Source organism: Parabacteroides leei (assembly GCF_023369805.1).
In the GTDB taxonomy this organism is placed as follows: Bacteria; Bacteroidota; Bacteroidia; order Bacteroidales; family Tannerellaceae; genus Parabacteroides; species Parabacteroides leei.
In genome coordinates this window covers 96,813-122,359 of the sequence record NZ_JAMBQG010000006.1, presented here as the reverse complement: position 1 = coordinate 122,359, position 25,547 = coordinate 96,813, and the positions used below count along the sequence as shown (strand labels likewise).

16 protein-coding genes are annotated in these 25,547 nt (G+C 46.0%); 12 read left to right on the top strand and 4 right to left on the bottom strand.

Going from position 1 to position 25,547, the window contains the following annotated elements:
- The first annotated feature begins 77 nt into the window (after positions 1-77).
- Positions 78-2,363: an NADP-dependent malic enzyme gene (locus M1P97_RS10765; RefSeq protein WP_195371764.1), complete on the top strand. Its 2,286-nt coding sequence runs from the start codon at positions 78-80 to the stop codon at positions 2,361-2,363.
- A 304-nt stretch (positions 2,364-2,667) separates the two neighbouring features.
- Positions 2,668-3,717 (top strand): alpha/beta hydrolase, encoded by a 1,050-nt coding sequence (locus tag M1P97_RS10760; RefSeq protein WP_394803904.1) that lies wholly within the window; start codon positions 2,668-2,670, stop codon positions 3,715-3,717.
- 45 nt (positions 3,718-3,762) lie between these two features.
- Here M1P97_RS10760 and M1P97_RS10755 read toward each other — a convergent pair whose 3' ends face one another.
- Entirely contained in the window at positions 3,763-4,170 is a 408-nt protein-coding gene (locus tag M1P97_RS10755) for an FKBP-type peptidyl-prolyl cis-trans isomerase (protein ID WP_195371766.1), read from the bottom strand.
- 102 nt (positions 4,171-4,272) lie between these two features.
- Here M1P97_RS10755 and M1P97_RS10750 point away from each other — a divergent pair, with 102 nt between their 5' ends.
- The 4 genes from M1P97_RS10750 to M1P97_RS10735 all read left to right on the top strand — a co-directional run bounded on the left by M1P97_RS10750 (position 4,273) and on the right by M1P97_RS10735 (position 11,814).
- The gene (locus tag M1P97_RS10750) at positions 4,273-5,673 is read left to right on the top strand and encodes an efflux transporter outer membrane subunit (protein WP_195371767.1); all 1,401 of its coding nucleotides are present in this window, start codon (positions 4,273-4,275) and stop codon (positions 5,671-5,673) included.
- Between the two features lie 170 nt (positions 5,674-5,843).
- The gene (locus M1P97_RS10745) at positions 5,844-6,959 is read left to right on the top strand and encodes an efflux RND transporter periplasmic adaptor subunit (protein ID WP_195371768.1); all 1,116 of its coding nucleotides are present in this window, start codon (positions 5,844-5,846) and stop codon (positions 6,957-6,959) included.
- A gap of 7 nt (positions 6,960-6,966) precedes the next feature.
- Positions 6,967-10,101 (top strand): efflux RND transporter permease subunit, encoded by a 3,135-nt coding sequence (locus tag M1P97_RS10740; protein ID WP_249389068.1) that lies wholly within the window; start codon positions 6,967-6,969, stop codon positions 10,099-10,101.
- A 246-nt stretch (positions 10,102-10,347) separates the two neighbouring features.
- Positions 10,348-11,814 (top strand): catalase, encoded by a 1,467-nt coding sequence (locus M1P97_RS10735; protein WP_195371770.1) that lies wholly within the window; start codon positions 10,348-10,350, stop codon positions 11,812-11,814.
- A 78-nt stretch (positions 11,815-11,892) separates the two neighbouring features.
- On the opposite strand, the gene dnaJ is transcribed toward M1P97_RS10735, so the two are convergent.
- Positions 11,893-13,053, bottom strand: coding sequence for a molecular chaperone DnaJ (dnaJ, locus tag M1P97_RS10730; protein ID WP_195371771.1), 1,161 nt, complete (start codon positions 13,051-13,053; stop codon positions 11,893-11,895).
- 36 nt (positions 13,054-13,089) lie between these two features.
- Positions 13,090-13,674, bottom strand: a complete 585-nt coding sequence (locus M1P97_RS10725; RefSeq protein ID WP_249389067.1) for a nucleotide exchange factor GrpE — start codon at positions 13,672-13,674, stop codon at positions 13,090-13,092.
- A gap of 221 nt (positions 13,675-13,895) precedes the next feature.
- On the opposite strand from M1P97_RS10725, the gene M1P97_RS10720 reads away from it, so the two are divergent.
- From M1P97_RS10720 to corA, 3 genes are read left to right on the top strand one after another with little or no spacing between them, the layout of a single operon-like run.
- Entirely contained in the window at positions 13,896-15,320 is a 1,425-nt protein-coding gene (locus M1P97_RS10720) for a PDZ domain-containing protein (RefSeq protein ID WP_195371773.1), read from the top strand.
- Positions 15,321-15,335: 15 nt separating this feature from the next.
- On the top strand, positions 15,336-17,807 hold the full coding sequence (locus M1P97_RS10715) for an endonuclease MutS2 (RefSeq protein WP_249389066.1): 2,472 nt from the start codon (positions 15,336-15,338) through the stop codon (positions 17,805-17,807).
- 13 nt (positions 17,808-17,820) lie between these two features.
- Entirely contained in the window at positions 17,821-18,903 is a 1,083-nt protein-coding gene (gene corA, locus M1P97_RS10710) for a magnesium/cobalt transporter CorA (protein WP_195371775.1), read from the top strand.
- On the opposite strand, the gene M1P97_RS10705 is transcribed toward corA, so the two are convergent.
- Positions 18,900-19,496 carry a recombinase family protein gene (locus tag M1P97_RS10705; protein WP_195371776.1) on the bottom strand — a complete coding sequence of 199 codons (597 nt, stop codon included), beginning with the start codon at positions 19,494-19,496 and terminating at the stop codon, positions 18,900-18,902. The genes corA and M1P97_RS10705 overlap by 4 nt on opposite strands.
- 164 nt (positions 19,497-19,660) lie before the next feature.
- Between M1P97_RS10705 and M1P97_RS10700 the strand changes: the two genes are divergently transcribed.
- The 3 genes from M1P97_RS10700 (at position 19,661) to M1P97_RS10690 (ending at position 25,547) form a co-directional block, all read left to right on the top strand.
- Entirely contained in the window at positions 19,661-20,047 is a 387-nt protein-coding gene (locus M1P97_RS10700) for an HYC_CC_PP family protein (RefSeq protein ID WP_195371777.1), read from the top strand.
- Positions 20,048-20,242: 195 nt separating this feature from the next.
- A complete protein-coding gene (locus M1P97_RS10695; protein ID WP_195371778.1) occupies positions 20,243-24,094 on the top strand; it encodes an efflux RND transporter permease subunit in 3,852 nt (1,283 codons plus the stop codon).
- Entirely contained in the window at positions 24,084-25,547 is a 1,464-nt protein-coding gene (locus tag M1P97_RS10690) for a TolC family protein (RefSeq protein WP_262923233.1), read from the top strand. The genes M1P97_RS10695 and M1P97_RS10690 overlap by 11 nt, the downstream gene beginning before the upstream one ends.

Here is a 25,547-nt window from a genome sequence, read left to right as displayed (position 1 = left end):
GTACCAGATATCTAATAATTTGTTACTTTTGTAGTCGTTTTCAAAACATGTATTAAATATACTAATATCATAAGTCTATGGCAAAGATTACAAAAGAAGATGCACTACGGTATCATTCGGAAGGTAAACCCGGAAAGATTGAAGTAATACCGACAAAACCCTATAGTACACAAACTGATTTGTCGCTCGCCTACTCTCCCGGAGTAGCCGAACCCTGTCTGGAAATAGAAAAGAATCCGCTTGATGCTTATAAATATACGTCAAAAGGGAATTTAGTTGCTGTAATATCCAACGGCACAGCCGTTTTAGGTTTAGGTGATATCGGTCCGCTTGCCGGCAAACCGGTTATGGAAGGAAAAGGATTACTGTTTAAGATCTTCGCAGGAATCGATGTATTCGATATTGAAGTGAACGAAAAAGATCCGGAGAAATTCATTCAGACCGTGAAAGCTATTGCCCCCACATTCGGAGGAATCAACCTGGAAGATATCAAAGCACCCGAATGTTTCGAGATCGAAACCCGCCTGAAAGCTGAACTGGATATTCCGGTAATGCATGACGACCAGCATGGTACCGCCATCATTTCAGCTGCCGGCCTGTTGAATGCACTGGAACTGACAGGAAAGAAAATCGAAGAAGTAAAGATCGTTGTCAACGGTGCCGGAGCTGCCTCGATCTCCTGTACAAAATTATATGTATTGTTAGGAGCCCGTAAAGAGAACATCGTCATGTGCGACAGTAAAGGGGTTATTTCTACCCATCGTACCGACCTGAATGCAGCCAAAAAGGAATTTGCAACCGACCGGGACATCAAAACATTACAGGAAGCAGTTGCCGGTTGCGATGTTTTCCTTGGATTGTCTGTTGCCGATGTATTGACTCAGGACATGGTTCGCAGCATGAATGAAAATCCGATCGTATTCGCTTTGGCTAATCCGAATCCGGAAATTTCCTATGCCGACGCAATGGCCTCCCGCAAGGATATCATCTTTGCAACCGGACGTTCCGATTATCCGAACCAGATCAATAACGTACTTGGATTCCCGTATATCTTCCGTGGAGCATTGGATGTACATGCCAAAGCGATCAATGAAGAGATGAAGCTGGCTGCTGTTCACGCTATTGCCGAATTGGCGAAAGAGCCGGTTCCCGATGTTGTCAATGCAGCTTACAAACTGAAACGGACCTCTTTCGGACGCGATTATATCCTGCCGAAGCCGCTCGATCCCCGTTTATTGACACGTGTATCAGTAGCCGTGGCCAAAGCCGCTATCGAATCGGGGGTATCCCGCAAAACAATCACCGACTGGGATGGCTATGCCAACCATCTGCGTGAAATGATGGGATACGATAACAAGATGCTTCGTTCTTTTACCGATATGGCCAAAGCCAATCCGAAACGTGTGGTATTCGCCGAGGCCAACCATGTCAATATGTTGAAAGCTGCCGTAGAGGCAAAAGCCGAAGGTATCTGCTACCCGATCCTCCTAGGCAACGAAGAACGTCTGGCTAAGATTGCGGCAGAAGAGAACCTGAGTCTGGAAGGTATCGAGATCGTAAACTTACGTCACGACCGCGAAGAAGAACGCCGCGACCGTTATGCACGCATCCTATCGGAAAAAAGAGCACGCGAAGGCGTCACTTTCTCCGAAGCACGCGAAAAGATGGTCGGCCGTAACGCATTCGGTATGATGATGGTGGCAACCGGTGATGCTGATGCATTTGTAACCGGTGTTTACAGCCGCTATTCGGAAGTGACTAAACTTGCAGAAGAGATTATCGGTATCCGTCCGTCGTACAAGCATTTCGGAGCTATGAACATTATGACTTGCAAGAAAGGTACTTTCTTTATATCCGACACATTGATCAACCGCCATCCTTCCACCGAAGTATTGATCGACATCGCCCGTCTTACACATGATGCAGTTAAGTTCTTTGCACACGATCCGGTAATGGCCATGTTGTCTTACTCCAACTTCGGCTCAGATAAGCAAGGTAGCCCGCAGAAAGTACACGATGCGATCGATTATCTGCACAAAAACCATCCGGAGATCATGATCGACGGAGAAATGCAGGTTAACTTCGCTCTCGATAAAAAGCTGCGTGACGATATGTATCCCTTCAATAAGCTGAAAGGAAAAGACGTAAACGTTTTGGTATTCCCCAACTTAAGTTCTGCCAACGGTGCTTACAAATTATTGGATACACTGGGCATCACCGAAACGATCGGCCCGATCCAGATGGGTCTGAACAAACCGATCCACTTCACCGATGTAGAAAGCTCTACACGCGACATCGTCAACCTGACAACGGTTGCAGTTGTAGATGCTATCGTACAGGAGCAGATTGAGAAAGGAGAATAAATAATAGTAACAATAGGTTTCTATTTTACTAAAACATAAGAAAGTACGGGGTAAGACATTTACTCCGTACTTTTTCTTTTTACAGGTATTTACTCCTTTTCTACTACTATTCTCCACCTGTTCACCTGTCTGTATTCACTAGATGTAATAAATCCGTAAATCAGGTAAATCTATCATTGATTTTGGTACAAAGCCGCTTGCTTTAATCCTTTAATTTTGTAACATGAAACTTATAAAGAATTACTTTACACAATTAAACATTAAAAGTATGGCAAGAAATTCATTCAGGAAACTACGCATAGCAATGGTCGCATGCTTTTGTATTGTTGCAACGATGGATGCATCCGAAACAGCAAGTAACAATTTTAATACAGATATAACGATGGACGAAAATCAGAATTTAACGCAGGTATGGGACAAAGTATTCCCACAAAGCAACAAAGTAAATCACAGTAAAGTATCTTTCCGCAACCGCTACGGCATCACGCTTACAGCAGATTTGTATGTACCGAAAAATGCAATCGGCAAACTAGCTGCCATCGCTGTCTCAGGCCCGTTCGGCGCAGTAAAGGAACAGTCGTCGGGTCTTTATGCACAGACGCTTGCCGAGCGCGGATTCCTGACCATCGCTTTCGACCCTTCATATACAGGCGAAAGTGGAGGCGAACCCCGATATGTAGCTTCTCCCGACATCAATACAGAGGATTTCAGTGCAGCAGTCGATTACCTCTCGACACGCGACGACGTTGATCCCGAACGTATCGGTATCCTCGGGATCTGTGGCTGGGGTGGCTTAGCCCTCAATGCGGCGGCTATCGATACCCGCATCAAAGCAACGGTAACTTCGACGATGTACGACATGAGTCGCGTCAATGCCAACGGTTATTTCGACTCGATGGATGCCGACGCCCGTTACGAACTCCGCAAACAACTCAACGCTCAGCGGACAGAGGATGCAAAGAACGGTACGTATGCGCTTGCCGGTGGTGTAATCGATCCGCTACCCGCCGATGCTCCGCAGTTTGTGAAGGACTACTACGACTACTACAAGACCGAACGCGGTTATCATCCCCGCTCACTCAACTCGAATAATGGCTGGAACAAAACATCGGCTTTGCCATTCATCAACATGCCGCTGCTTTCATACAGCGATGAGATCCGCAGCGCCGTTCTTGTAATGCATGGAGAGAAAGCCCACTCCCGCTATTTCAGCGAGGATGCATTCAAAAAGTTACAGGGCGACAACAAAGAACTAATGATTATCCCCGGAGCGAGTCATGTAGATTTATACGACCGTATGGATATAATCCCTTTCGACAAGATAGAAATATTCTTCAACAACTATCTGAAATGATAGATCGATGAATTCTTGTTACCGCCGTAGCTGTTACGGCGGCAACTAAGATATACCCAGCAATTCCACCTCGAAGATCAATGTTGAAAAAGCAGGGATCGGACCGGACGGACGATTGCCATATCCCAATGTATAGGGAATATATATGATCCACTTATCTCCCACATGCATTTGTTGAAGAGCCTGTTGCCATCCTTCTATCACCTGATTCAGGCGAAACGCCTCAGGGCAGTTGCGCTGCCGGGAGTTATCGAACTCACGACCATCGATCAACGTACCGCGGTAATGGACGGAAACGACACTGCTCAATTGTGGAGAAACAGAACCTGTCCCCTGCTCCACCACTTTATATAACACACCTCCCGGTAACTTTACAACGCCTTCCTGCAAAGCAATCTCCGTCAGGAATTGAATATTCTTTTCTTTATACTCTTCCTTCTTATTTTTGGCCATATTTCCTTCCTGTTAATTTCACTTTGTCGGCAAAGATAACCCATTTCATTTAAAACCAATCCGTTCCTTTTGCTGTTATGAATTAAATCTAAACAAAAAATTATGCACATAAGTACATGGTGTTATGCTATGCTCTGTCTTTTTTTCCCAATGACGCTAGTGGCACAGACGGAGCATAAGTACCTCGATCACGCATTGCCGGAAGCGTGGCAGGAAAACGACAGTAATTTCCAACAGACTCTCCCCGTTGAAGATAACTGGTGGAGAAACTTTAATGATCCGGTATTGGACTCCCTGATCGACGTAGCCGTGAAACAGAACTATTCTGTGCAAATGGCGGCCGATCGTATCGCTATGGCGAAAGCCAATCTTCGTATACAGCAAGGTAGCTACGCACCTACCCTCGGACTTTCTGCCGGATGGAACCGACAGCAGACCAGCGGCAACACCGGTAGCCTGCCACAGACAACGAGCCAATATGCCGATGCTGCACTCTCCATGAGCTGGGAACTGGATGTATTCGGCAGTATCCGTAACCGGGTGAAAGCACAAAAAGAAAACTTTGCAGCGTCGAAAGAAGAGTATAATGCCGTGATGGTTTCCCTCTGTGCCCAGGTGGCTACGGCTTATATCAATCTGCGGGAGATGCAGCAGGAAATGGAGGTAGTGACACAAAACTGCCTGTCTCAGCAAGCCGTCGTAGAGATCACGAAGAAAAGATACGAAACCGGACTTGTCTCCAAGTTGGATGTGGCACAGGCGCAATCGGTCTATTACAGCACCAAGGCGTCATTACCGGCACTGGAAGCAGGTATTATCCAATATACCAATTCGCTAGCCGTATTGATGGGATTATATCCCCAAGATGTAAAACACCTGATGGATACACCTCGTCCATTACCCAATTACATCGAGACGGTCGGCATCGGTATCCCTGCCAATCTGCTTCTCCGCCGTCCGGACATCCGTTCGGCCGAACGCCAGGTGAATGCACAGGCTGCCACTTTGGGAGCATCCAAATCCGACTGGTGGCCTCAGGTCTTTGTCAAAGGTTCGATCGGGTTTGCTTCGCATGATATCGACAAGATTGCCAATCACAACAGCCTGACTTACGAGATCGCTCCGGCTATCTCCTGGAATTTCTTTCAGGGAGGGAAACTGGCACAATCCACCCGGCTTGCCAAAGCCCAGCTGGATGAGACGATACGCCAATTTAACCAGACAGTGCTCACCTCCGTACAGGAAGTCGACAATGCAATGAATGCCTATAAGAACTCGGTCAAACAGATCGTCGCCCTCCGCGAAGTAGTCAACCAGGGACAGCAGACGCTCGACCTCTCGCTCGACCTCTATAAACAGGGACTGACGCCTTTCCAGAACGTGCTGGACGCGCAACGCTCCCTGCTCTCTTACGAGAATCAACTGACGCAAGCGAAAGGCTCCTCGCTGCTCAACCTGATAATGCTATATCAGGCGCTCGGCGGAGGCTGGAGTAGTGATTGAGATCCTGCATCAAATGATTTTGCCACAGGCATGGCAGAGCCCTGCCATCAGCTTGGCAGAGTCTTGCCACAGGCTTGGCAGAGTTCTGCCATAGGTATGGCAAAACACAAAGTCAGTTATCCAATAACGCCGGGATGAAGAGATCATCCACAAAACTAATAATTATAAATATGAATACAACAACTAAAATCGCCCTAGTCTCCCTGTCTCTCCTTCTGCTGGCATCCTGCAAAGGGAAAAAGCAGCCGACAGAAATGCCAGCCCCGTCCATCAGCGTAACAACACCGGAGATTAAAGATATTACATTGACTAAAGATTATCCGGGTTATTTAAGCTCCGAGCTGATGGTAAACCTCGTATCCCGCGTTAACGGATACCTCCAGACTTCACATCTCAAACCAGGTAGTAAAGTCCGGAAAGGAGACCTCATCTTCGTGATCGAACCGGATACCTATAAAGATAATGTCACCCAGGCAGAAGCTGCACTGAAAACTTCCAAAGCCCAACTGGACTATGCCCAGAGCAATTATGAGCGAATGAAAGAAGCAGCTAAAAGCGGGGCCGTCAGCCAGATCCAGGTCTTGCAGGCCCAATCGACCGTGGCAGAGATGGAAGCCTCCGTACGTAATTCGGAAGCCGAACTGAATACTGCCCGGACTAATCTGGGATATTGCTATATCCGCGCCCCGTTCGACGGACGGATCACACGCGCCAGTTACGATATCGGTAATTATATAAACGGAGCGGCCCAACCTGTCACACTGGCCACTTTGTATAAAGACGACCTGATGTATGTAAACTTCAACATCGAGGACAACCAGTTTATGAAGATGATGATCACAGCCGCTCAGAACGACTCCACCGTGAAACTGCCCGAAACAATCTCCGTACATCTGGGAGATAACGGACGGCAAAACTACACAGGCCGACTGGATTACCTTTCTCCCAACGTAGACCTCTCGACCGGAACACTGAATGTCCGTGCCAATCTCGATAACAAGGACGGGGAACTGAAAAGCGGATTATACGTCACCATCACCCTCCCTTACAGCGAGAAGAAAGACGCCGTCCTGGTGCGCGATGCCTCCATCGGTACCGACCAGCTGGGAAAATACCTTTATATCGTCAATGATTCCAATATCGTACGATACCGCCATATAGAACCGGGACAACTGGTGGACGACACGCTGCGGCAGGTCATCAGCGGGATCGGACCGAACGAACGTTACGTCACTACCGCTTTATTGAAAGTTAGAGACGGAATGAGTATTACCCCTATAAAATAAGAACGTCATGGTAAAATTCTTTATAAACAGGCCGATCTTTGCCACCGTTCTTGCCCTGATCATTGTGGTAGCGGGATTGGTCACACTCAACGTATTACCCATCGCCCAATATCCGGATATCACGCCGCCTACCGTACAGGTTTCGGCTGTTTATCCGGGGGCGGATGCACAAACGGTTTCACAAACTGTCGGTTTACCGATCGAACAACAGGTGAACGGGGTGGACGGAATGCTCTATATGAGCTCCAATTCCTCCAGCTCAGGCGCCTATTCACTGACCATCACATTTGCAGTCGGTACGGATATCGACATGGCGACCGTCATGGTACAGAACCGCGTCAGCATCGCGCAAAGCAGCCTTCCGGAAGCCGTGATCGTACAAGGGATCACTACTAAAAAACAATCGTCCAACATCGTAATGATGCTTTCACTGACCTCTAAAGATCCCCTCTATGACGGGCTCTACCTGAGTAACTACGCCAGCCTGAACCTGACCGACCAGTTGGCCCGCCTGCCGGGTGTAGGCTCGGTCAGTGTCATGGGAGCCGGTAGCTACAGCATGCGTGTCTGGCTCGATCCCGAAGTGATGCGTATCCGTAACCTGACGCCCGACATGGTTTTTCAGGCCATCTCTACGCAGAACAGGCAGGTATCCGCCGGTTATGTCGGACAACCGATCGCGCAGGCAAATAATCCTTATCAATATACCCTGACGGTAAAAGGGCGGTTGACCACTCCGGAAGAGTTCGGAAATATCATCCTGCGGACCGAACAAGGCGGAAAAATACTCCGCCTGAAAGATATTGCCCGTATCGAACTGGGCAGTTCTTCTTATAATGTGACCTCCCAGTTGAAAGGACAACAGGCAGCAGCGATTGCCATCTACCAGCTACCGGGTTCCAACTCGCTGGAAGTATCCAAAGCCGTACGGGCAAAAATGGAAGAAATAGCCGCCACCCTGCCGCAAGGCGTTGAGTATAACGTAACGCTCGACACGACGGAAGTCATAAACGCCTCCATCGATGAAGTATTAGTAACCTTCCTGGAGACAACTGCATTGGTCGTCCTGGTTATCTTCCTGTTCCTCCAGAACTTCCGGGCAGTGATTATTCCTTGCCTCACCATCCCTGTTTCATTGATAGGAACACTGGCTGTAATGGGGGCACTGGGATTCTCGGTCAACACCCTGACATTATTCGGGTTGATCCTGGCTATTGCCATCGTGGTAGATGATGCGATCGTGGTCGTCGAGAACTCGTCGCGATACATGGATACGGGGAAATATACGGCACGCGAAGCAGTGACCAAAGCGATGGGCGAAATTGTCGGACCGATCGTAGGTGTCGTACTGGTCTTATTGGCGGTATTTATCCCGACGACCTTTATAGGCGGTATCTCCGGGCAGCTTTACAAACAATTCGCCCTGACCATCGCAGCCGCAACCGTATTGAGCGGCATCAACTCGCTGACATTGACACCGGCTCTCTGCGCCTTGTTCCTGCAAGTCACAAAAGAACCGACATTTTTCGTGTTCAAAGCATTCAATAAAGTATACGGCAAGACACAAAAGGTTTACGACGACGTGGTCGATCGCATGCTGAAACATCAGATCGTCACACTGGTTATCTTCCTGATCGTCTCAGCCGCAGCAGCCATTCTGTTCATTCGCTGGCCGTCTACCTTCATTCCGGAAGAAGACGACGGTTACTTCCTGGTTTCAACCCAGTTGCCTCCGGCATCCAGTCTGCCCCGTACACAAGAAGTAAGCCGGAAGATCAACAAGATACTCGACAGTTATCCGGAAGTCAAAACCTATATGGGTATCAGCGGTTTCTCCGTGATGGGAGGCGGCGAATTATCGAATGCCGGAACCTATTTCGTCGTACTGAAAAACTGGAATGAGCGGAAAGGGAAAGGCCATACGGCACAAGATGTCGTCACCCGCTTCAATCGGGAAGCCTATGGCATCCAGGAGGCGCAGATATTTGCCCTGGTCCCTCCTGCTATCCCCGGCCTGGGCGCTTCCGGCGGCTTGCAACTGCAACTGGAAGACCGCAAGAACCTGGGGCCGACCGAAATGCAGCATGCCATCGAGACATTGCTGGAAACCTATCATACCAAGCCCCAACTCTTGAACCTGTCCAGTATGTATCAAGCAAATGTACCTCAATACAGGCTGAACATAGACCGTGATAAAGTACAGTTGCTGGGATTACAATTGAGCGATGTATTCTCGACGTTGAGTTATTACATGGGAGCCGCCTATGTAAATGACTTTGTCGAGTTCGGACGTATCTACCAGGTGAAGATCGAAGCCAGCGGACAGGCCCAGAAAGTGATTGACGACGTCATGCGGTTAAGCCTGGAGAATAGTGCCGGCAAAATGGTTCCTTTCTCCGCCTTTACAGAAGCCGTACAACAATTGGGGCTGGACCAGATCAACCTGTATAATATGTATTCTTCCGCCTCCATCACCTGTATCGCCAACCCGAAATACAGTTCCGGAGAAGCCATACAGGCCATGGAAGAACTGATACAGGAACAACTGGGCGATAACTTCGGTTACGAATGGACCTCCGTCGCCTATCAGGAAACGAAAGCCGGATCGACTACGATCCTGATCTTCGGCATGGCATTACTGGTTGCCTTCCTCGTTCTTTCGGCACAGTACGAAAGTTGGACAAGTCCGCTGGCGGCCATCCTGGGATTGCCGATCGCGTTACTGGGTGCTATTCTGGGTTGCTTCATCATGGGCGTGCCTGTCAGCGTCTACACCCAGATCGGTATTATCCTATTGATAGCCCTCTCCGCAAAGAACGGTATCCTGATCGTCGAGTTTGCCCGCGACTACCGTGCCGCAGGTAATTCCATCCGCGAATCGGCCCTCGAAGCCGGACACGTCCGCCTGCGCCCGATCCTGATGACCTCGTTCGCTTTCGTATTGGGTGTTATGCCGTTGCTGTTCGCTACCGGGGCCGGAGCTGCCAGCCGTGTCTCATTGGGTGCAGCCGTCGTATTCGGTATGGCGATCAATACGATCTTCGCCACCGCTTTCATCCCAAGCTTCTACGAATGGATGCAAACCATACAGGAAAAATGGCTGGATAAATCCGACAAACCTAAAACGGATATTAAATCCTGACATAAAAAGAGGATATTTCATTCAAATAGTAACGGTTGCCCCGATCTGTTCGGGGCAACCGTTATTCTTTTCCTCCGGCTCATAAACCACGCCTATTTACACATCAATATTTACTATTTGATACCTGCTTAAAAACATTTTATATTTGTTCAATAAATTAAAAACAATACTTGTATAAAACAGGTTACATTAATGTCGAACGATATCATGTAAACAACGTTATATACAACAAACAAAAATTCAATTATGGAGAACAAGAAGCTAACAGCTGCCAACGGTCGCCCCGTTGCAGACAATCAGAATTCACAGACAGTAGGTCCGCGCGGACAAATGGTATTACAAGATCCTTGGTTTTTGGAGAAACTGGCCCACTTCGACCGCGAAGTCATTCCCGAAAGACGCATGCATGCCAAAGGTTCCGGAGCATTCGGAACCTTTACCGTGACACACGACATCACTAAATACACAAAAGCTGTGATCTTTAGTGAAGTCGGTAAAAAGACAGACTGTTTCGTCCGTTTCTCTACCGTTGCCGGCGAACGCGGAGCTGCTGATGCCGAACGCGATATCCGTGGTTTTGCCATGAAGTTTTATACAGAAGAAGGTAACTGGGATTTAGTCGGAAACAATACACCGGTATTTTTCCTGCGCGATCCGTTAAAGTTCCCCGATCTTAACCATGCCATTAAGAGAGATCCGAAAACAAATATGCGTAGTGCCAATAATAATTGGGACTTCTGGACTTTGCTGCCAGAAGCATTACACCAGATCACCATCACAATGAGCCCGCGTGGCATCCCTTATTCTTATCGTCACATGCATGGTTTCGGTAGCCATACATATAGCTTTATCAATGCAAAGAACGAACGTATCTGGGTGAAGTTCCACCTGAGAACATTACAGGGAATCAAGAACCTGACAGACCAGGAGGCGGAAGCAATCATCGCCAAAGACCGTGAATCGCATCAGCGTGACTTGTTTGAAAGCATCGAAAAAGGAGACTTCCCTAAATGGAAATTCCAGATCCAGCTGATGACGGAAGAACAGGCAGAAAACTACCGTATCAATCCGTTCGACCTGACAAAGGTATGGCCGCACGGCGACTTTCCGCTGCATGACGTAGGTATTCTCGAACTGAACCGTAACCCGGAAAACTATTTCGCAGATGTGGAACAAGCTGCCTTCAACCCGATCAATACGATAGAAGGTATCGGTTTCTCTCCTGACAAAATGCTTCAGGGCCGTCTGTTCTCTTATGGTGATGCACAGCGTTATCGCCTGGGTGTAAACTCTGAACAAATACCTGTAAACAAACCCCGTTGTCCTTTCCATGCTTACCATCGCGACGGAGCTATGCGCGTAGACGGCAACTACGGCTCGACAAAAGGATATGAACCGAACAGCTACGGCGAATGGCAGGATTCCCCCGAAAAGAAAGAACCGCCTTTGAAAGCCAACGGCGATATCTACAATTACAACGAACGTGAATATGATGACGATTATTACAGCCAGCCAGGCGACCTGTTCCGCCTGATGCCTGCCGACGAACAACAGCTTCTGTTCGAAAACACTGCCCGTCAGATCGGTGGAGCCGAATTGTTCATCCAGCAACGTCACGTACGCAACTGTTACAAAGCCGATCCGGCCTATGGCAAAGGTGTTGCCGATGCACTGGGTATCAGCCTGGAAGATGCATTGAAGGAAACAAGATAGTATAAGTACCCACTTGATAAATTCTGTTCAAAAAAAGAATGCCCACGATACCGGAAGGTAAAGGGGCATTCTCTATTTTTAGTCGAACATATGTCTGAATTTGCTGAATATCTTCTCCTTCATGCTACGATTCGGTTGGAAATTCGGTGAATTATCCAGCCCCGTCAATGTTTCTTTTTCTGATGCGGACAACGTTTCCGGAATATATACGCTTACATTGACCAACAAGTCACCTGTCCCGTAACTGTTCACCGAAGGAAGTCCTTTGTTCCGCAGACGAAGTACCTTACCCGGTTGTGTACCCGGTTCGATTTTCACCTTCGCCTTACCATCGATAGTCGGCACTTCAACATTTCCTCCCAGTGCAGCCTGAGGTACGCTGAGTAACAGATTATATAATAAATCGTTCTCATCCCGAATCAATTCAGGATGCGGCTCTTCTTCGATCAGGATCAACAGGTCACCGTTTATACCTCCATGACGGGCAGCATTTCCTTTACCACTCATCGACAGTTGCATTCCTTCCGCAACACCGGCCGGAATATTGATTGTAATGATGTCGTCATCACGCATGATACCTTCACCGTTACATTCACTACATTTCTTTGTGATGATCTTTCCTTCACCTCCACAAGTCGGACAAGTAGACTGCGTCTGCATCTGCCCCAGGATCGTATTGGCAACACGTGTTACTACACCACTACCATGGCATGTATCACAGGTTTTACTGCTATGATCATCCTCGGCACCACTCCCGTGGCATTTGCTACAAGAAACATATTTCTTAACCTTAATCTTCTTTTCAACTCCGTTAGCAATCTCTTTCAGGTTCAGTTTTACCTTCACACGCAAATCCGATCCACGGTTCACCCGGCGGCCTCCACGAGAACCTCCTCCAAAACCACCGAAACCGCCAAAGCCACCGAAATGTCCACCAAAGATGTCTCCGAACTGAGAGAAGATATCTTCCATTGACATTCCGGCTCCACCAAAGCCACCTCCCTGAGAAGCACCTCCTACTCCGGCATGTCCGAACTGGTCGTAGCGTTGACGTTTCTGAGGATCGCTCAATACATCATATGCTTCGGCAGCTTCCTTGAATTTCTCCTCTGCTTCCTTGTCACCAGGGTTCTTGTCAGGGTGGAACTGAATCGCTTTTTTCCGATATGATTTCTTAATTTCTTCTACTGTGGCAGTTCTTTCTACCTCCAGTACTTCATAATAATCTCTTTTAGCCATCTTTGTATTGTTGTTATTTGCCCGTTAGCACGTTGCTTATTCTCCTACTACTACTTTAGCGTGACGCAGCACTCTGTCATTTAAAGTATAACCGGTCTGGATACAATCGAGGATTTTTCCTTTCAGGCCAGGTTCCGGAGCAGGAATAGTAGCCACAGCTTCAAACATTTCGGTATCGAAAGGTTGTCCTACCGCCTCTATGGCTTTTACACCCTGCTGGGCCAGATAAGCCATAAATTTCGAATAGATAAGTTCTACTCCTTCCTTTACAGCTTCAACATCGTCTGAGTTACGGATATTTTGCAATGCACGTTCAAAATCATCGACAACAGGGAGCAATCCTTTCAGGGCTGCTTCAGCACCATTCTTGATCAGATCAGCCTTTTCACGCAATGTGCGTTTACGATAATTGTCAAATTCGGCCATCAAGCGCAGGTGAGAGTCGTTCAGTTCGTTATACTTCTTCTCCAACGCATCCAACTCTTCGGTCACATTGTCAGTCTGTGCAGTTTCTTCTGCCGCATTTTCCTGTTCGTGCTGCAAATTTGTCGCATCATCCTGATTCAAACACTCATCTTTTTCAGATGTTTCTTTCTTTCCGTTAAAATTCATCTTGCTCATAACTATCTTACTGTTTTTATTATTACCTAATTGTCAGCCATATACAACGTTATTTATCTACCAATACGGACTGTATAGATAAAGTTATCCCTGTTGTCATGCACTGGAATAACATCAAATATGCTGCCAACTATTCATAGACAACAAAAATATCTTTACCTTTGCCTGTATATTTAGATTTAAACAGGCATTTTAATACTAATAATAGAATTTCAGACATTATGAAGAGAATTATTTTATCCATATTACTGTTGTTTGTATTTATGACCGGCTATGCCCAGAACCGGAATGCATCCATTTGCAGATTAGGATTTACATATGATATCAGCCAAAGTAAAAACTGGGGGAAAGATAAACCCGTAATAACGGGAATAATCCCCTATTCTTCTGCAGAGTTAGCCGGGGTGAAACAAGGTGATGTGATAGAAGCGATAGACGGAGTAGTCACAACGGAAGTATCCCCCCAGGAGATTGCTGAACTATTCAATCCGGCAGGTAAAAATGAAGTGATTCTCACGATCAGTAATCTTTCCGTTCCAACCAAACAGGTAATGGTAAAGAAAGACTGTAAAAAGATCAACTCAATAATGGAAGACCAGCTGGCATCTGCCTTCTCGATGTATAGTCTGGAAACAACCGGCGAACGGACTTTTACATGCCCCTTCAAAACGGTAGTTACACCCGACTCTGTCAATTTCAGTAAATTCAAAACATTTGCTTTTGCTGCGATCGACGAAAACAACCGTAAACTGGAAACTGCGATCAACGAATGCATCGAGAAAGAACTGATAAAAAAAGGGATGGTACTTGATATCGATCAACCGGATATCCTGATACAGACATTTTATTTCTTTGACAAAAACCCGAATTTCAAAGGAACAAATGTGATTATGGTAAACAAAGAGCCCATCTACCGCTATAATTTCACTCAAAGCAAGATGGAATCTTTCCCGTTCCTGGGTAATTCCGCTGCGGAAGCAGAAGCAGAATATCTGTTGCAGTTCGGTTTCCGTATGATCGACCAGGCATTTGTTCCCGGACGTATCATCTGGGAATGCGAGGCTAACGAATTACTGGAAGACTCCTATCGTCTGGAAGAATACGCCCGCATCCATGCACCGTTAATGCTGATGCAGTATCCGTATGTAAAATATGGCCGCAACGTACAATATAAGGTTAGTCAAAAAACCTATAATTATACGGGTATCAGTTACGATATCGACCGCCTGGAACTGGTTACGGATGTCGACCGTAATTCACCGGCTTATGCCTCCGGCCTTCGCCCGCGTGATGTGATCGAAAAGATCAATGGAAACAAAATGAATTATTCCGCTGAAGAATTTACAGCCGGCTATAAGAACTTCATATCAAAGACAATGAAATACCGCGATCCGAAAACACAGTTTACGGATGCTAACGGGTTTAAACGTTGTATGTTCTGGGATACATTCAAATACTCTCAGGTTGCCGACGCCTTGCAAAGTTCCGGCAATGTAGGAGCCTTCTCCTACCTGTATTATTATGCTCCGTATGTCAATCCGGCAGGAAACAATGCCTGTACGTTCGACATCAAAAGGGGTAAGAACAAAATGGAAATCATCGTCCGCCCTACTATCCGCAGGGAGATTACGGTGGAGATAAAATAAAGCATATTAACTAACGTGATATATCCACAAAACTTTGAACAAAAAACGGGGTTCGATAAAGTTCGCCGTTTAATTTCCGATAAATGTTTAAGCCCGCTGGGACAAGAGCGGGTAGCCGAAATGGATTTTTCGGCAGATTATTCAACCGTTATTGAACGTCTGGAACAAACCGATGAGTTTGTCCGTATTTTACATGGAGAACAGGAATTTCCTGCTGCCTATTTCTTTGATGTTCGTTATTCGCTGAAGCGGATACGACCGGAAGGAACCTGGCTGGATGAAAAAGAATTGTTCGACCTGAAACGCTCTTTACAAACAATCAACGATATCGTTCGTTTCTTCCGTCCTGTAGAGGATGAGGAAATTGCTTATCCTGCACTTACGGCACTGGCCGGAGACATACTCGTTTTTCCACAACTGATCGGGAAAATAGACTCTATCCTGGATAAGTTCGGGAAAGTAAAAGACAATGCATCTCCTACACTGGCACAGATAAGAAAAGAGATAACATCTACGATGAGCGGTATTTCCCGTAGCCTCCAATCGATCTTACGAAGTGCGCAGTCGGAAGGGGTAGTCGACAAAGACGTAGCCCCTACCATGCGTGACGGACGTTTGATGATTCCTGTAGCTCCGGCTTTCAAACGAAAGATAAAAGGAATTGTACATGACGAATCGGCCAGTGGTAAGACGGTTTTCATCGAGCCGGAAGTAGTTGTTGAAGCCAACAACCGTGTAAGGGAACTGGAAGGTGACGAGCGCCGTGAAATCATGAAGATACTGACGGATTTCACCAATATAGTCCGTCCGATGGTTCCGGATATCCTGTATTCGTATGAGTTTATGGCAGATATCGACTTCATCCGTGCCAAAGCTATTTTTGCCGAACAGGTGAAAGGAATCAAACCGGTAGTGGAAAACGTACAACAGGTAGATTGGGCACGTGCGGTTCATCCTCTCCTGTATCTGTCGCTTCAGAAACAGAACAAGCAGGTTATTCCCCTTGACATCACACTCGATGAAAAGAAACGCATGTTGATCATATCCGGCCCGAATGCCGGAGGTAAATCGGTTTGTCTGAAAACAGTAGGTTTGCTACAATATATGTTGCAATGCGGGTTATTAATTCCTTTACATGAAAGTTCGCGCACAGGGATTTTTGCCAGCATATTTATTGATATAGGTGATGAACAAAGTATCGAGAATGATTTGAGTACATACAGTTCGCACCTGACCAATATGAAATATTTCGTCAGGAACTGTAATGAAAAGACGATCATCCTGATCGATGAATTCGGTAGCGGCACAGAACCACAGATCGGAGGTGCTATTGCCGAAGCCCTGTTAGACCGGTTCAACCGGAACCATAGTTTCGGAGTGATCACTACCCACTATCAGAACCTTAAACATTTCGCTGAAGATACCGAAGGTATTGTAAACGGAGCCATGTTATATGATCGTCATCTGATGCAACCGTTGTTCAAACTGTCTATCGGAAATCCAGGTAGTTCATTTGCCGTAGAGATTGCACGAAAGATCGGATTACCGGAAGATGTAATTGCGGATGCTTCAGCCAAAGTCGGTTCCGATTATATCGATATGGATAAATATCTTCAGGATATCGTTCGCGACAAACGTTACTGGGAAAGCAAACGGCAAAATATCCGCCAGCAAGAGAAAAAGCTGGAAGATATCACGTCCCGCTACGAAAAGGATCTGGAAGAGGTAAATAAGCAACGTAAAGAGATCATGCGTGAAGCAAAAGCCGAAGCACAGCGAATACTGGCCGAAGCAAATGCCAAAATCGAAAATACAGTTCGCGAAATCAAAGAAGCTCAGGCAGAAAAAGAGCAGACCAAGCTTGCCCGTAAAGCTCTGGAAGAATTCAAAGCGTCTATCGAATCGACCGGAGAGGAAGACGATAAGATTGCACGCAAAATAGCGAAACTACAGGAGCGGAAAGAGCGGAAAAAGCAAAAGCAAAATGCTCCTACTGCCAAACAGACATTCAACCGCGATGTGATCGAAGTAGGCGACAATGTCCGTTTAAAAGGACAGGTTTCTGCAGGAACGGTTATGGAACTTCAGGGGAAACAAGCCGTTGTGGCATTCGGTATGATAAAGAGTACTGTGAAACTCGAACAACTGGAAAAGGTCAGCAAAGGCCAGATCAAAAAGGAAATTCAAAAAAGTACCTTTGTCAGTGTAGGCACGACAGACCATATGCACGAGAAAAAACTGAACTTTAAGCAAGAGATAGATGTTAGAGGTATGAGGGGCGATGAAGCACTGCAAACTGTCACCTATTTCATTGACGATGCCATCCAGGTCGGAGCAGAACGGGTACGTATCCTGCACGGCACGGGTACGGGTATCCTGCGACAACTGATACGCGACTATCTGCATTCGGTTCCGGGAGTCCGGCAGTACCACGATGAGCATGTTCAGTTTGGCGGTGCAGGTATCACTGTTGTAGAACTGGATTAAAACAATTGTAGTTATGAGACGAAAAGAGGGAACGCATTTGCGCAGGCACAGACATATTTCAAACCGTCATCTGTCGGATAAATATTATTATGCCGGTGAACATGAAACTGTAACCGACATTCGTCTCACACAATACAATGCTGAAGGAATCCACACGGCAGAAGTCAAGAAAGGAACGACTTCGTTCAATAAACTGACCGATCCCAACAAAGTTAACTGGTTTCAGGTAAGCGGGCTTACCGATTCGGATGCAATCACGCGTATCGTAAACGATTTCGGGCTCCATAACCTGGATGCCAAAGATATCCTGACTCCTCAACATGTAGTAAAGATCGAAGAGTATGCCAATCACATGCTAATTATCCTAAACTCCAGCTATTACGATGCTAATATGGAAATGCATTCCGAGCATATCAGTATACTGGTCACAGATAATGTTGTCATCTCTTTTACTGAGACCAACAATCCGATATTTGCCAGTACAATGAAAGCACTTGAATCGAATATGCTGAGTCTGCGGAAGAAAGGTAGTGGATTGTTACTGGCTTTCCTTTTGAATACAATTATCGCTAATCTGGTAGAAACGGCATCCAAAGTAGAAGAGATGTTGGAAGATATTGAAGAAACCCTGCTCGACATAAAAAACGATCAGGGGAATATGGGCTCTTTGATACAGCAGCGCCGTCATGAATACATGGTCATCAGAAAGAACAGCCAGCCTTTGAAAGAACAGTTCCCCAAACTATTACGTACGGAGAACGGAATAATCAGCCCGGATATGCTACCGATCTATACCGATTTATCCGACCAGTTGCAGTTTGTGATACAAACGACCGAAAGTTGCAGGGAAATCATATCGTCATTAGTAGACCTCTATATATCAAACAACGACCTGCGCATGAATGCAATCATGAAACGACTGACGGTTGTGTCTACCTTGTTCATTCCACTGACATTCCTTGTCGGCGTATGGGGTATGAATTTTAAACTGATGCCTGAACTCGACTGGAAATACGGTTATGGAATAGCCTGGAGTGTCATGTTTCTTACCGGTTTGCTCACCTGGATATATATGAGGAAAAAGGACTGGTTTTAAAGTCCGTAATTCCTCTTAAACTGATAGTAAGTGTTTCTGGAAACATTGAAATGCTTACAGATCATCACGACCGTATCGCCTCTCTCGAGCATATTCATCACTTCTTCTTTATTGGCATCCAACAAAGACTGTTTGGCATCGGTACCTTTCGGACGTCCTAACTGCAGTCCTTTATCCTTCTTATGATTCAATGCTTCTTTCGTCCGGATCGACATCAGGTTATGTTCGATCTCAGAAATCAGATTGCACGTATCCGATACTACCGTCGTATTCAAACCGTCATCCAGAATATAACGATCGTTTATACTGCATACATGAATACCTTTCGCCATACATTTGCCTAAAAGAGTCATCACTTCGGATAAGGTACGGCCAAACCTGGCAATATCAGTAATGATCACCTTATCCCCTTGTTTCATCCGGTCTATGATACGACTTAATGACGACTCTTTCTCCTTTCTTTTTTCATCAATAATATCCGTTATCCATTTATTGACCTCAAAACCATTTGCTGCTGCATAGCGTTCAATTTCATCTTTTTGTGTTTCAAGATGCTGCTTGCCTATAGTTACTCTTAAATAAGCTATTACCATAAAAATTTTACCTCTTAATATATTGAATATGCAAAATATATTTTTTGTTTACGCCGTGAAGATACAACAAGAAAATGTGACTGACAGCAAGATGAAACATTCTTTAATAAGCTCTCCATACATTTTATATTTTAATCCGGAGAAACTGTTATATCTTTGCAATTATGAAAAAATATATCTTAGTCATATTAACAATTCTATATATCGGAGTCTCCAGTGGAATAGCTCTGAATATCCATCATTGTATGGGTAAACTGGTAGAAGTGGATTTATGGCTGACGGATATATGCCCTTCCTGCAAGGAGAAGCAGCAATCACATCATTGCTGCTCGACAGAGACACAGTTGATCAAGATGACTGTCGACCAGAATGTCAACCAGATGCCGACTTTCGATTATACGCCGGTCACTCTATCTTTATTATTCAATATAAGGGAACTTTTGGTTTTGTCTGAGACAGATGAATCAATTTCGTCCTTTTCCTTTTTTAAATCCCCACCCGAATGTAGTGGCGCAGAGCTATGCATTCGCAATTGTTCCTTTCTGATTTAATTAATACCGGTTTTACAGACCGGACATACCTATTTTTGTTTATACTTCAATAAACAATAAATAAGAATTATCTGTTCCTTTTGTATAACGCAAGAGGAAAGCTTACATGCATCGGTATTCTTTGGAAAACAAAGCCTACCCATTGCAACAAGATTTTATGCATTAATTAAATCATTTTGATTAAAACATCATTCTATGCTAAATAAAATAATCCGTTATTTCCTTGATAACAGGGTTGTAACCATTCTATTATTAATATTAGTCATTGTCTGGGGTATATCGACCTCTCCCTTCAACTGGCACGGAGGTATTATTCCGCGTAATCCGATCCCGGTAGACGCAATCCCGGATATCGGTGACAACCAACAGATCGTCGCAACCGAATGGATGGGGCGATCGCCAAAAGATATACAAGATCAGATCACTTATCCACTGACCACTTCCCTATTGGGGATTCCGGGAGTAAAAAGTATCCGGAGTAGCTCCATGTTCGGGATGTCGTTCATCTACATCATCTTCGACGATGATATAGAGTTCTACTGGAGTCGTTCAAGGATTCTGGAAAAACTGAATTCACTGCCATCCGGCACCTTGCCGGAAGGCGTTCAACCGGCATTAGGTCCGGATGCCACAGCTCTGGGTCAAATATACTGGTACACCCTGGAAGGCAGAAACCCGGAGACAGGGAAACCTACCGGCGGTTGGAATGCCGAAGAATTGCGTACCATACAGGATTTCTATGTAAAATACTCCCTTTCCGCGGCCGAAGGAGTATCGGAAGTGGCTTCTGCCGGAGGTTTTGTAAAAGAATATCAGATAGAACTGAACCCGGATGCCATGCGCGCCTTCAACGTTTCCGTCATGGATATCATGAATGCCGTAAAGAAAAGTAATCTCGACATCGGTGCCGAAACGATGGAGATCAACAAGGTAGAATACCTGATCCGTGGGCTTGGCTATATTAAAGATGTATCTGACCTGGAAAAAGCTGTCGTAACCGTCAGGGACGGTGTACCGGTACGCATATCGGATGTAGCTTTCGTGAATATCGGTCCGGGTACCCGGCGTGGCGGATTGGATAAGGAAGGCGTAGAAGCCGTGGGGGGAGTTGTTATCGCCCGGTACGGAGCGAATCCGTTGGAAGTGATCGACAATGTTAAAGCTAAGATTAAAGAAATAGAAGCCGGTCTTCCTCAAAAAACACTGGCGGACGGCACTGTGTCGAAGGTTAATGTCATACCTTTTTACGACCGGACCGGCCTAATCAAAGAAACGATCGGAACACTTGAAACTTCGCTCTCACACGAAATACTGATCTGTATCATCGTAATCATTGTATTGGTCCTTAACCTGCGCGCATCCGTAGTAATAGCAAGTATGCTCCCAGTGGCCGTACTGGCTACATTTATCATCATGAAATACACCGGGATAGAAGCAAACATTGTTGCTTTGTCCGGTATTGCCATTGCTATCGGAGTCATGGTCGATGTAGGGGTCGTATTTGTAGAAAGCATTATTCGTTATATGGAAATGCCGGAGAACAAGAGTATCAAAGGCGGGAAAGCATTGATCAACCTTATCTACAAGGCTGTCAGTGAAGTATCCGGAGCCATAGCAACGGCTATGATCACCACAATAGTCAGTTTTTTACCTGTATTTGCCATGGAGGCTCAGGAAGGGAAAATGTTCTCTCCCCTCGCCTATACTAAAACGTATGCACTGGCATCCGCTTTCATACTAGGGTTGATCCTCCTGCCGACACTTTCTTATTTGCTGTTCTCTGTCCGGATCAATTCCAGATCGATACGAAAGATAGCCAATTACCTCCTGATTGTAGCAGGCATTGCTTTGTCAATCATTTACAGTAGTATTCCGGTACTTGGCCTTACGGCTGTCGGACTAAACAATCTTCTTGTCTCCTACTGGAAAAATCCGAAGACTAGCAACTATATCAATATAGGTATCACCTTACTAGTGGCAGTTTATTATCTGTCGGAAGAATGGCTACCGATGGGACCTCAGGCCGGATTATTCTCCAACATACTTTTCGTAGCGGCTTGTATCGTTGTCATCTTAACCCTCCTATGGTTGCTGGTGATCTACTACGAACAGATATTAAGATGGTGCCTCAGTCACCGTTGGCAGTTCATGATCATTCCTACGACAACAATCCTGTTCGGTATCATTATATGGATAGGATTTAATAAAACATTCGGATTCGTTGCATCAGGTATGGAAACGCTGGGATGGAAAGATTTCCGCCAGACAACTTTCTGGGAAAAAGCATCCGCTGAGTTTCCCGGTATAGGCGAAGAGTTTATGCCCAGCCTGAATGAAGGTTCCTTCCTCCTGATGCCCACCAGCATGCCTCATACCGGAATTGCACAAAACCTCGATTATATCGAAGCGCTCGACAAACGCCTGGCAGCCATTCCGGAAGTGGAGACAGCCATCGGAAAATGGGGACGCGTCAACTCAGCCCTCGACCCTGCTCCGGCACAAATGTTTGAAAATACGATAAACTATCGTCCTGAATACATTCTGAATGAAGACGGGCAAAGGGGACGTTTCAAGGTTAATAAACAGGGTGCCTACATGCTGAAAAACGGCGATACATACAATCCGGCTGACGGTTTCCGGCTCATTCCCAAAGACAGTCTGATAGCCGACAGTAAAGGAGACTATTTCCGCCAATGGCGTCCGGAAATAAAAAACACAGACGATATCTGGCAACAGATAGTAAATGTCACCCATCTGCCGGGTCTTACTTCAGCTCCCAAGTTGCAGCCAATCGAGGCCCGTCTCGTTATGTTGTCGACCGGTATGCGTGCCCCGATGGGATTGAAAATATACGGTCCCGACCTGGAAACGATCGAACAGAGCGGTAAGGTTATCGAGCAGGCATTAAAAGAAGTGCCTTCCGTAATCCCTTCCTCCGTATTCTATGACAGGGCGGTAGGAGCTCCTTATCTCGAAATCAATTTAAACAGGGACAACATGGCGCGTTATGGAGTGAATGTAGAAGATTTGCAGGAAATATTAAGTGCTGCTGTCGGTGGAATGGTATTGACGACAACGGTCGAAGGAAGGGAGCGTTTTCCGGTCCGCCTACGTTATGCCCGCGAATTGCGGGATAACCCGGAAGCATTGTCTATGTTACTGGTTCCTACGGCAACGGGAGCCCAGATACCATTGAAAGAACTGGCCGATATCGATTATACCCGTGGAGCCCAAATGATACAAAGTGAAAACACGTTCTTGGTCGGCTATGTCATTTTCGACAAAATATCCGGTAAAGCAGAGGTCGATGTGGTTAAAGAAGCCACCCGCTTACTTGAACAAAAAATAAAGGATGGTGAACTGACTCTGGCCAAAGGGGTATCTTACAAGTTTGCAGGGAACTATGAGCAACAGGAACGGGCTACCCAGCGGCTGGCAATTGTAGTGCCTCTGGCATTACTGATTGTTCTGCTGGTCTTATATTTCCAGTTCAAGACGGTTACAGCCTCTCTTATCCACTTCTCAGGTGTATTTGTTGCCTTTGCCGGAGGATTTATCCTGCTTTGGCTGTATGGACAGGATTGGTTTATGAACTTCTCCGTCGGCGGAGAGAATATGAGGGATCTTTTCCAGATGCATACCATCAACCTGAGTGTTGCCGTCTGGGTCGGGTTTATTGCTTTGTTCGGTGTTGCAACCGACGACGGTGTATTGATGGGTACTTACATCCACCAAACATTCCTCCGGCAAAATCCCCGTACGAAAGAGGCTATACGGGAAGCCGTTGTTACTGCCGGATTAAAACGTGTACGACCGGCCGCCATGACAACGGCAACAACACTGATTGCCTTACTTCCGGTATTGACCTCGACAGGAAAAGGTGCCGACATCATGGTGCCGATGGCAATACCCACCTTCGGGGGAATGCTGATACAGTCTATGACCATGTTTGTCGTACCCGTCCTGCAATGCTGGTGGCGTGAGAGCGTAATTAAGAAAGAACAAAAGAAACAAAACATTGAAAATGATACAAGCGATGAAGAATAATCTCAAAATACAACTATATCTGATCGGTATCGCCTTACTGCTCGGTACTTTATCCGGATATTCACAGCAGGCAGATAGCCTTGCTTATTATCTGGAAACAGCCGCTCGCAATAATCCGCTGGTCAACTCCAACTTCGCCCTTTATAAAGCTTCACTGGAAAAAATTCCACAAGCGGGAGCCTACTCCGATCCGGAATTGGATATAGGCCTTTTTGTAAAACCCATGGAAACACTGGGAGGAAAACAGATTGCAGACTTCACACTCATGCAGATGTTTCCCTGGTTCGGAACACAAAAAGCAGCACGTAACGAAGCGACAGAAATGTCACGTATGGCCTACGATCAATTCCGTGATGCCAGAAACAACCTGTTCTATGAGGTCAAAAGCCAGTGGTATCAACTATGTAATCTGAATGAACAGTATAAAAATACACAGGCAAATCTTATTTTGCTGGAGCAATTGGAACAGTTGGCACTTAAGCGTTTCTCCGCACCCGGTGTCCCCTCCACACCGACAGTAACTCCACCTGTAGCCAATACCCCCCAGGCTGTACCTGCCTCATCCGGAAACAGTATGGGCAATATGGGAGGAACAGGTAATACTTCGCCAACAACAGCCATGCCAGCATCCAATAATAGCGGAATGTCCGGCATGGGAGGAAGCCCCATGGGGACAGGAAATTCTTCCGGAGGTATGTCAGATGTATTGCGTATCCAGATAGAAAAAGCAGAACTTGAGAATAATCTGGAAGTAATTATCTCCAACCGTACCGCAGCTGAAGCCCGGTTCAATGCCTTATTAAACCGCGATCAACAGACAAGAGTGGCTATACCCGACTCACTGATACAAATTCGTTTCCTGGCAGATGACAAAACGATGACCGACAGCATTATCCTGGCCAACCCGATGTTATCGATGCTGGAAGCAGAGGCGAATGCCTATAAGGCCAAAGCAATAATGGATAAGAAGATGAGTTATCCGATGTTCGGTATCGGCCTGCAATATTCGGTAGTCGGTAAATCAGATAATGCAATGGTCATGCCTGACATGAACGGAATGGATATGGTCATGCCCATGTTCAAGATAAGTATCCCCATTTTCCGAAAGAAATATAACGCACAACAACGGGAAAGTAAACATTACCGCCAGGCAAGTGAGCTAAAATACGAAAATACGCTGAACCAGTTGCAGGCCGAGTATCAGACAGTCAAACAACAACTGGCAGATGCAGCCCGTAAAGTCAGCTTATATAAAAAACAGCAAAACCTGGCTTTATCCACCTGGCAACTGATGGTACGAGAATTCTCAGCCGGAGTGACCAGCCTCACCGACATTATACAAGTCGAACGCCAGTTACTGGATTACAGTCTCAAAAAAAGTGAAGCAGTTGCCGAATACAACACAATGGTAGCCGGCATGGAAAAGTTAGTAGCAACCTCATTAAATGATTAA

Excerpts from the sequence above, each read along its gene's own strand:
- M1P97_RS10705 (WP_195371776.1), bottom strand. The coding sequence starts at position 19,496 with ATGGTAATAGCTTATTTAAGAGTAACTATAGGCAAGCAGCATCTTGAA.
- M1P97_RS10740 (WP_249389068.1), top strand. The coding sequence starts at position 6,967 with ATGGTAAAATTCTTTATAAACAGGCCGATCTTTGCCACCGTTCTTGCC.
- M1P97_RS10690 (WP_262923233.1), top strand. The coding sequence starts at position 24,084 with ATGAAGAATAATCTCAAAATACAACTATATCTGATCGGTATCGCCTTA.
- M1P97_RS10750 (WP_195371767.1), top strand. The coding sequence starts at position 4,273 with ATGCACATAAGTACATGGTGTTATGCTATGCTCTGTCTTTTTTTCCCA.
- dnaJ (WP_195371771.1), bottom strand. The coding sequence starts at position 13,053 with ATGGCTAAAAGAGATTATTATGAAGTACTGGAGGTAGAAAGAACTGCC.
- M1P97_RS10765 (WP_195371764.1), top strand. The coding sequence starts at position 78 with ATGGCAAAGATTACAAAAGAAGATGCACTACGGTATCATTCGGAAGGT.
- M1P97_RS10745 (WP_195371768.1), top strand. The coding sequence starts at position 5,844 with ATGAATACAACAACTAAAATCGCCCTAGTCTCCCTGTCTCTCCTTCTG.
- M1P97_RS10760 (WP_394803904.1), top strand. The coding sequence starts at position 2,668 with ATGGTCGCATGCTTTTGTATTGTTGCAACGATGGATGCATCCGAAACA.
- M1P97_RS10700 (WP_195371777.1), top strand. The coding sequence starts at position 19,661 with ATGAAAAAATATATCTTAGTCATATTAACAATTCTATATATCGGAGTC.
- M1P97_RS10695 (WP_195371778.1), top strand. The coding sequence starts at position 20,243 with ATGCTAAATAAAATAATCCGTTATTTCCTTGATAACAGGGTTGTAACC.
- M1P97_RS10720 (WP_195371773.1), top strand. The coding sequence starts at position 13,896 with ATGAAGAGAATTATTTTATCCATATTACTGTTGTTTGTATTTATGACC.
- M1P97_RS10725 (WP_249389067.1), bottom strand. The coding sequence starts at position 13,674 with ATGAGCAAGATGAATTTTAACGGAAAGAAAGAAACATCTGAAAAAGAT.
- M1P97_RS10735 (WP_195371770.1), top strand. The coding sequence starts at position 10,348 with ATGGAGAACAAGAAGCTAACAGCTGCCAACGGTCGCCCCGTTGCAGAC.
- M1P97_RS10755 (WP_195371766.1), bottom strand. The coding sequence starts at position 4,170 with ATGGCCAAAAATAAGAAGGAAGAGTATAAAGAAAAGAATATTCAATTC.
- corA (WP_195371775.1), top strand. The coding sequence starts at position 17,821 with ATGAGACGAAAAGAGGGAACGCATTTGCGCAGGCACAGACATATTTCA.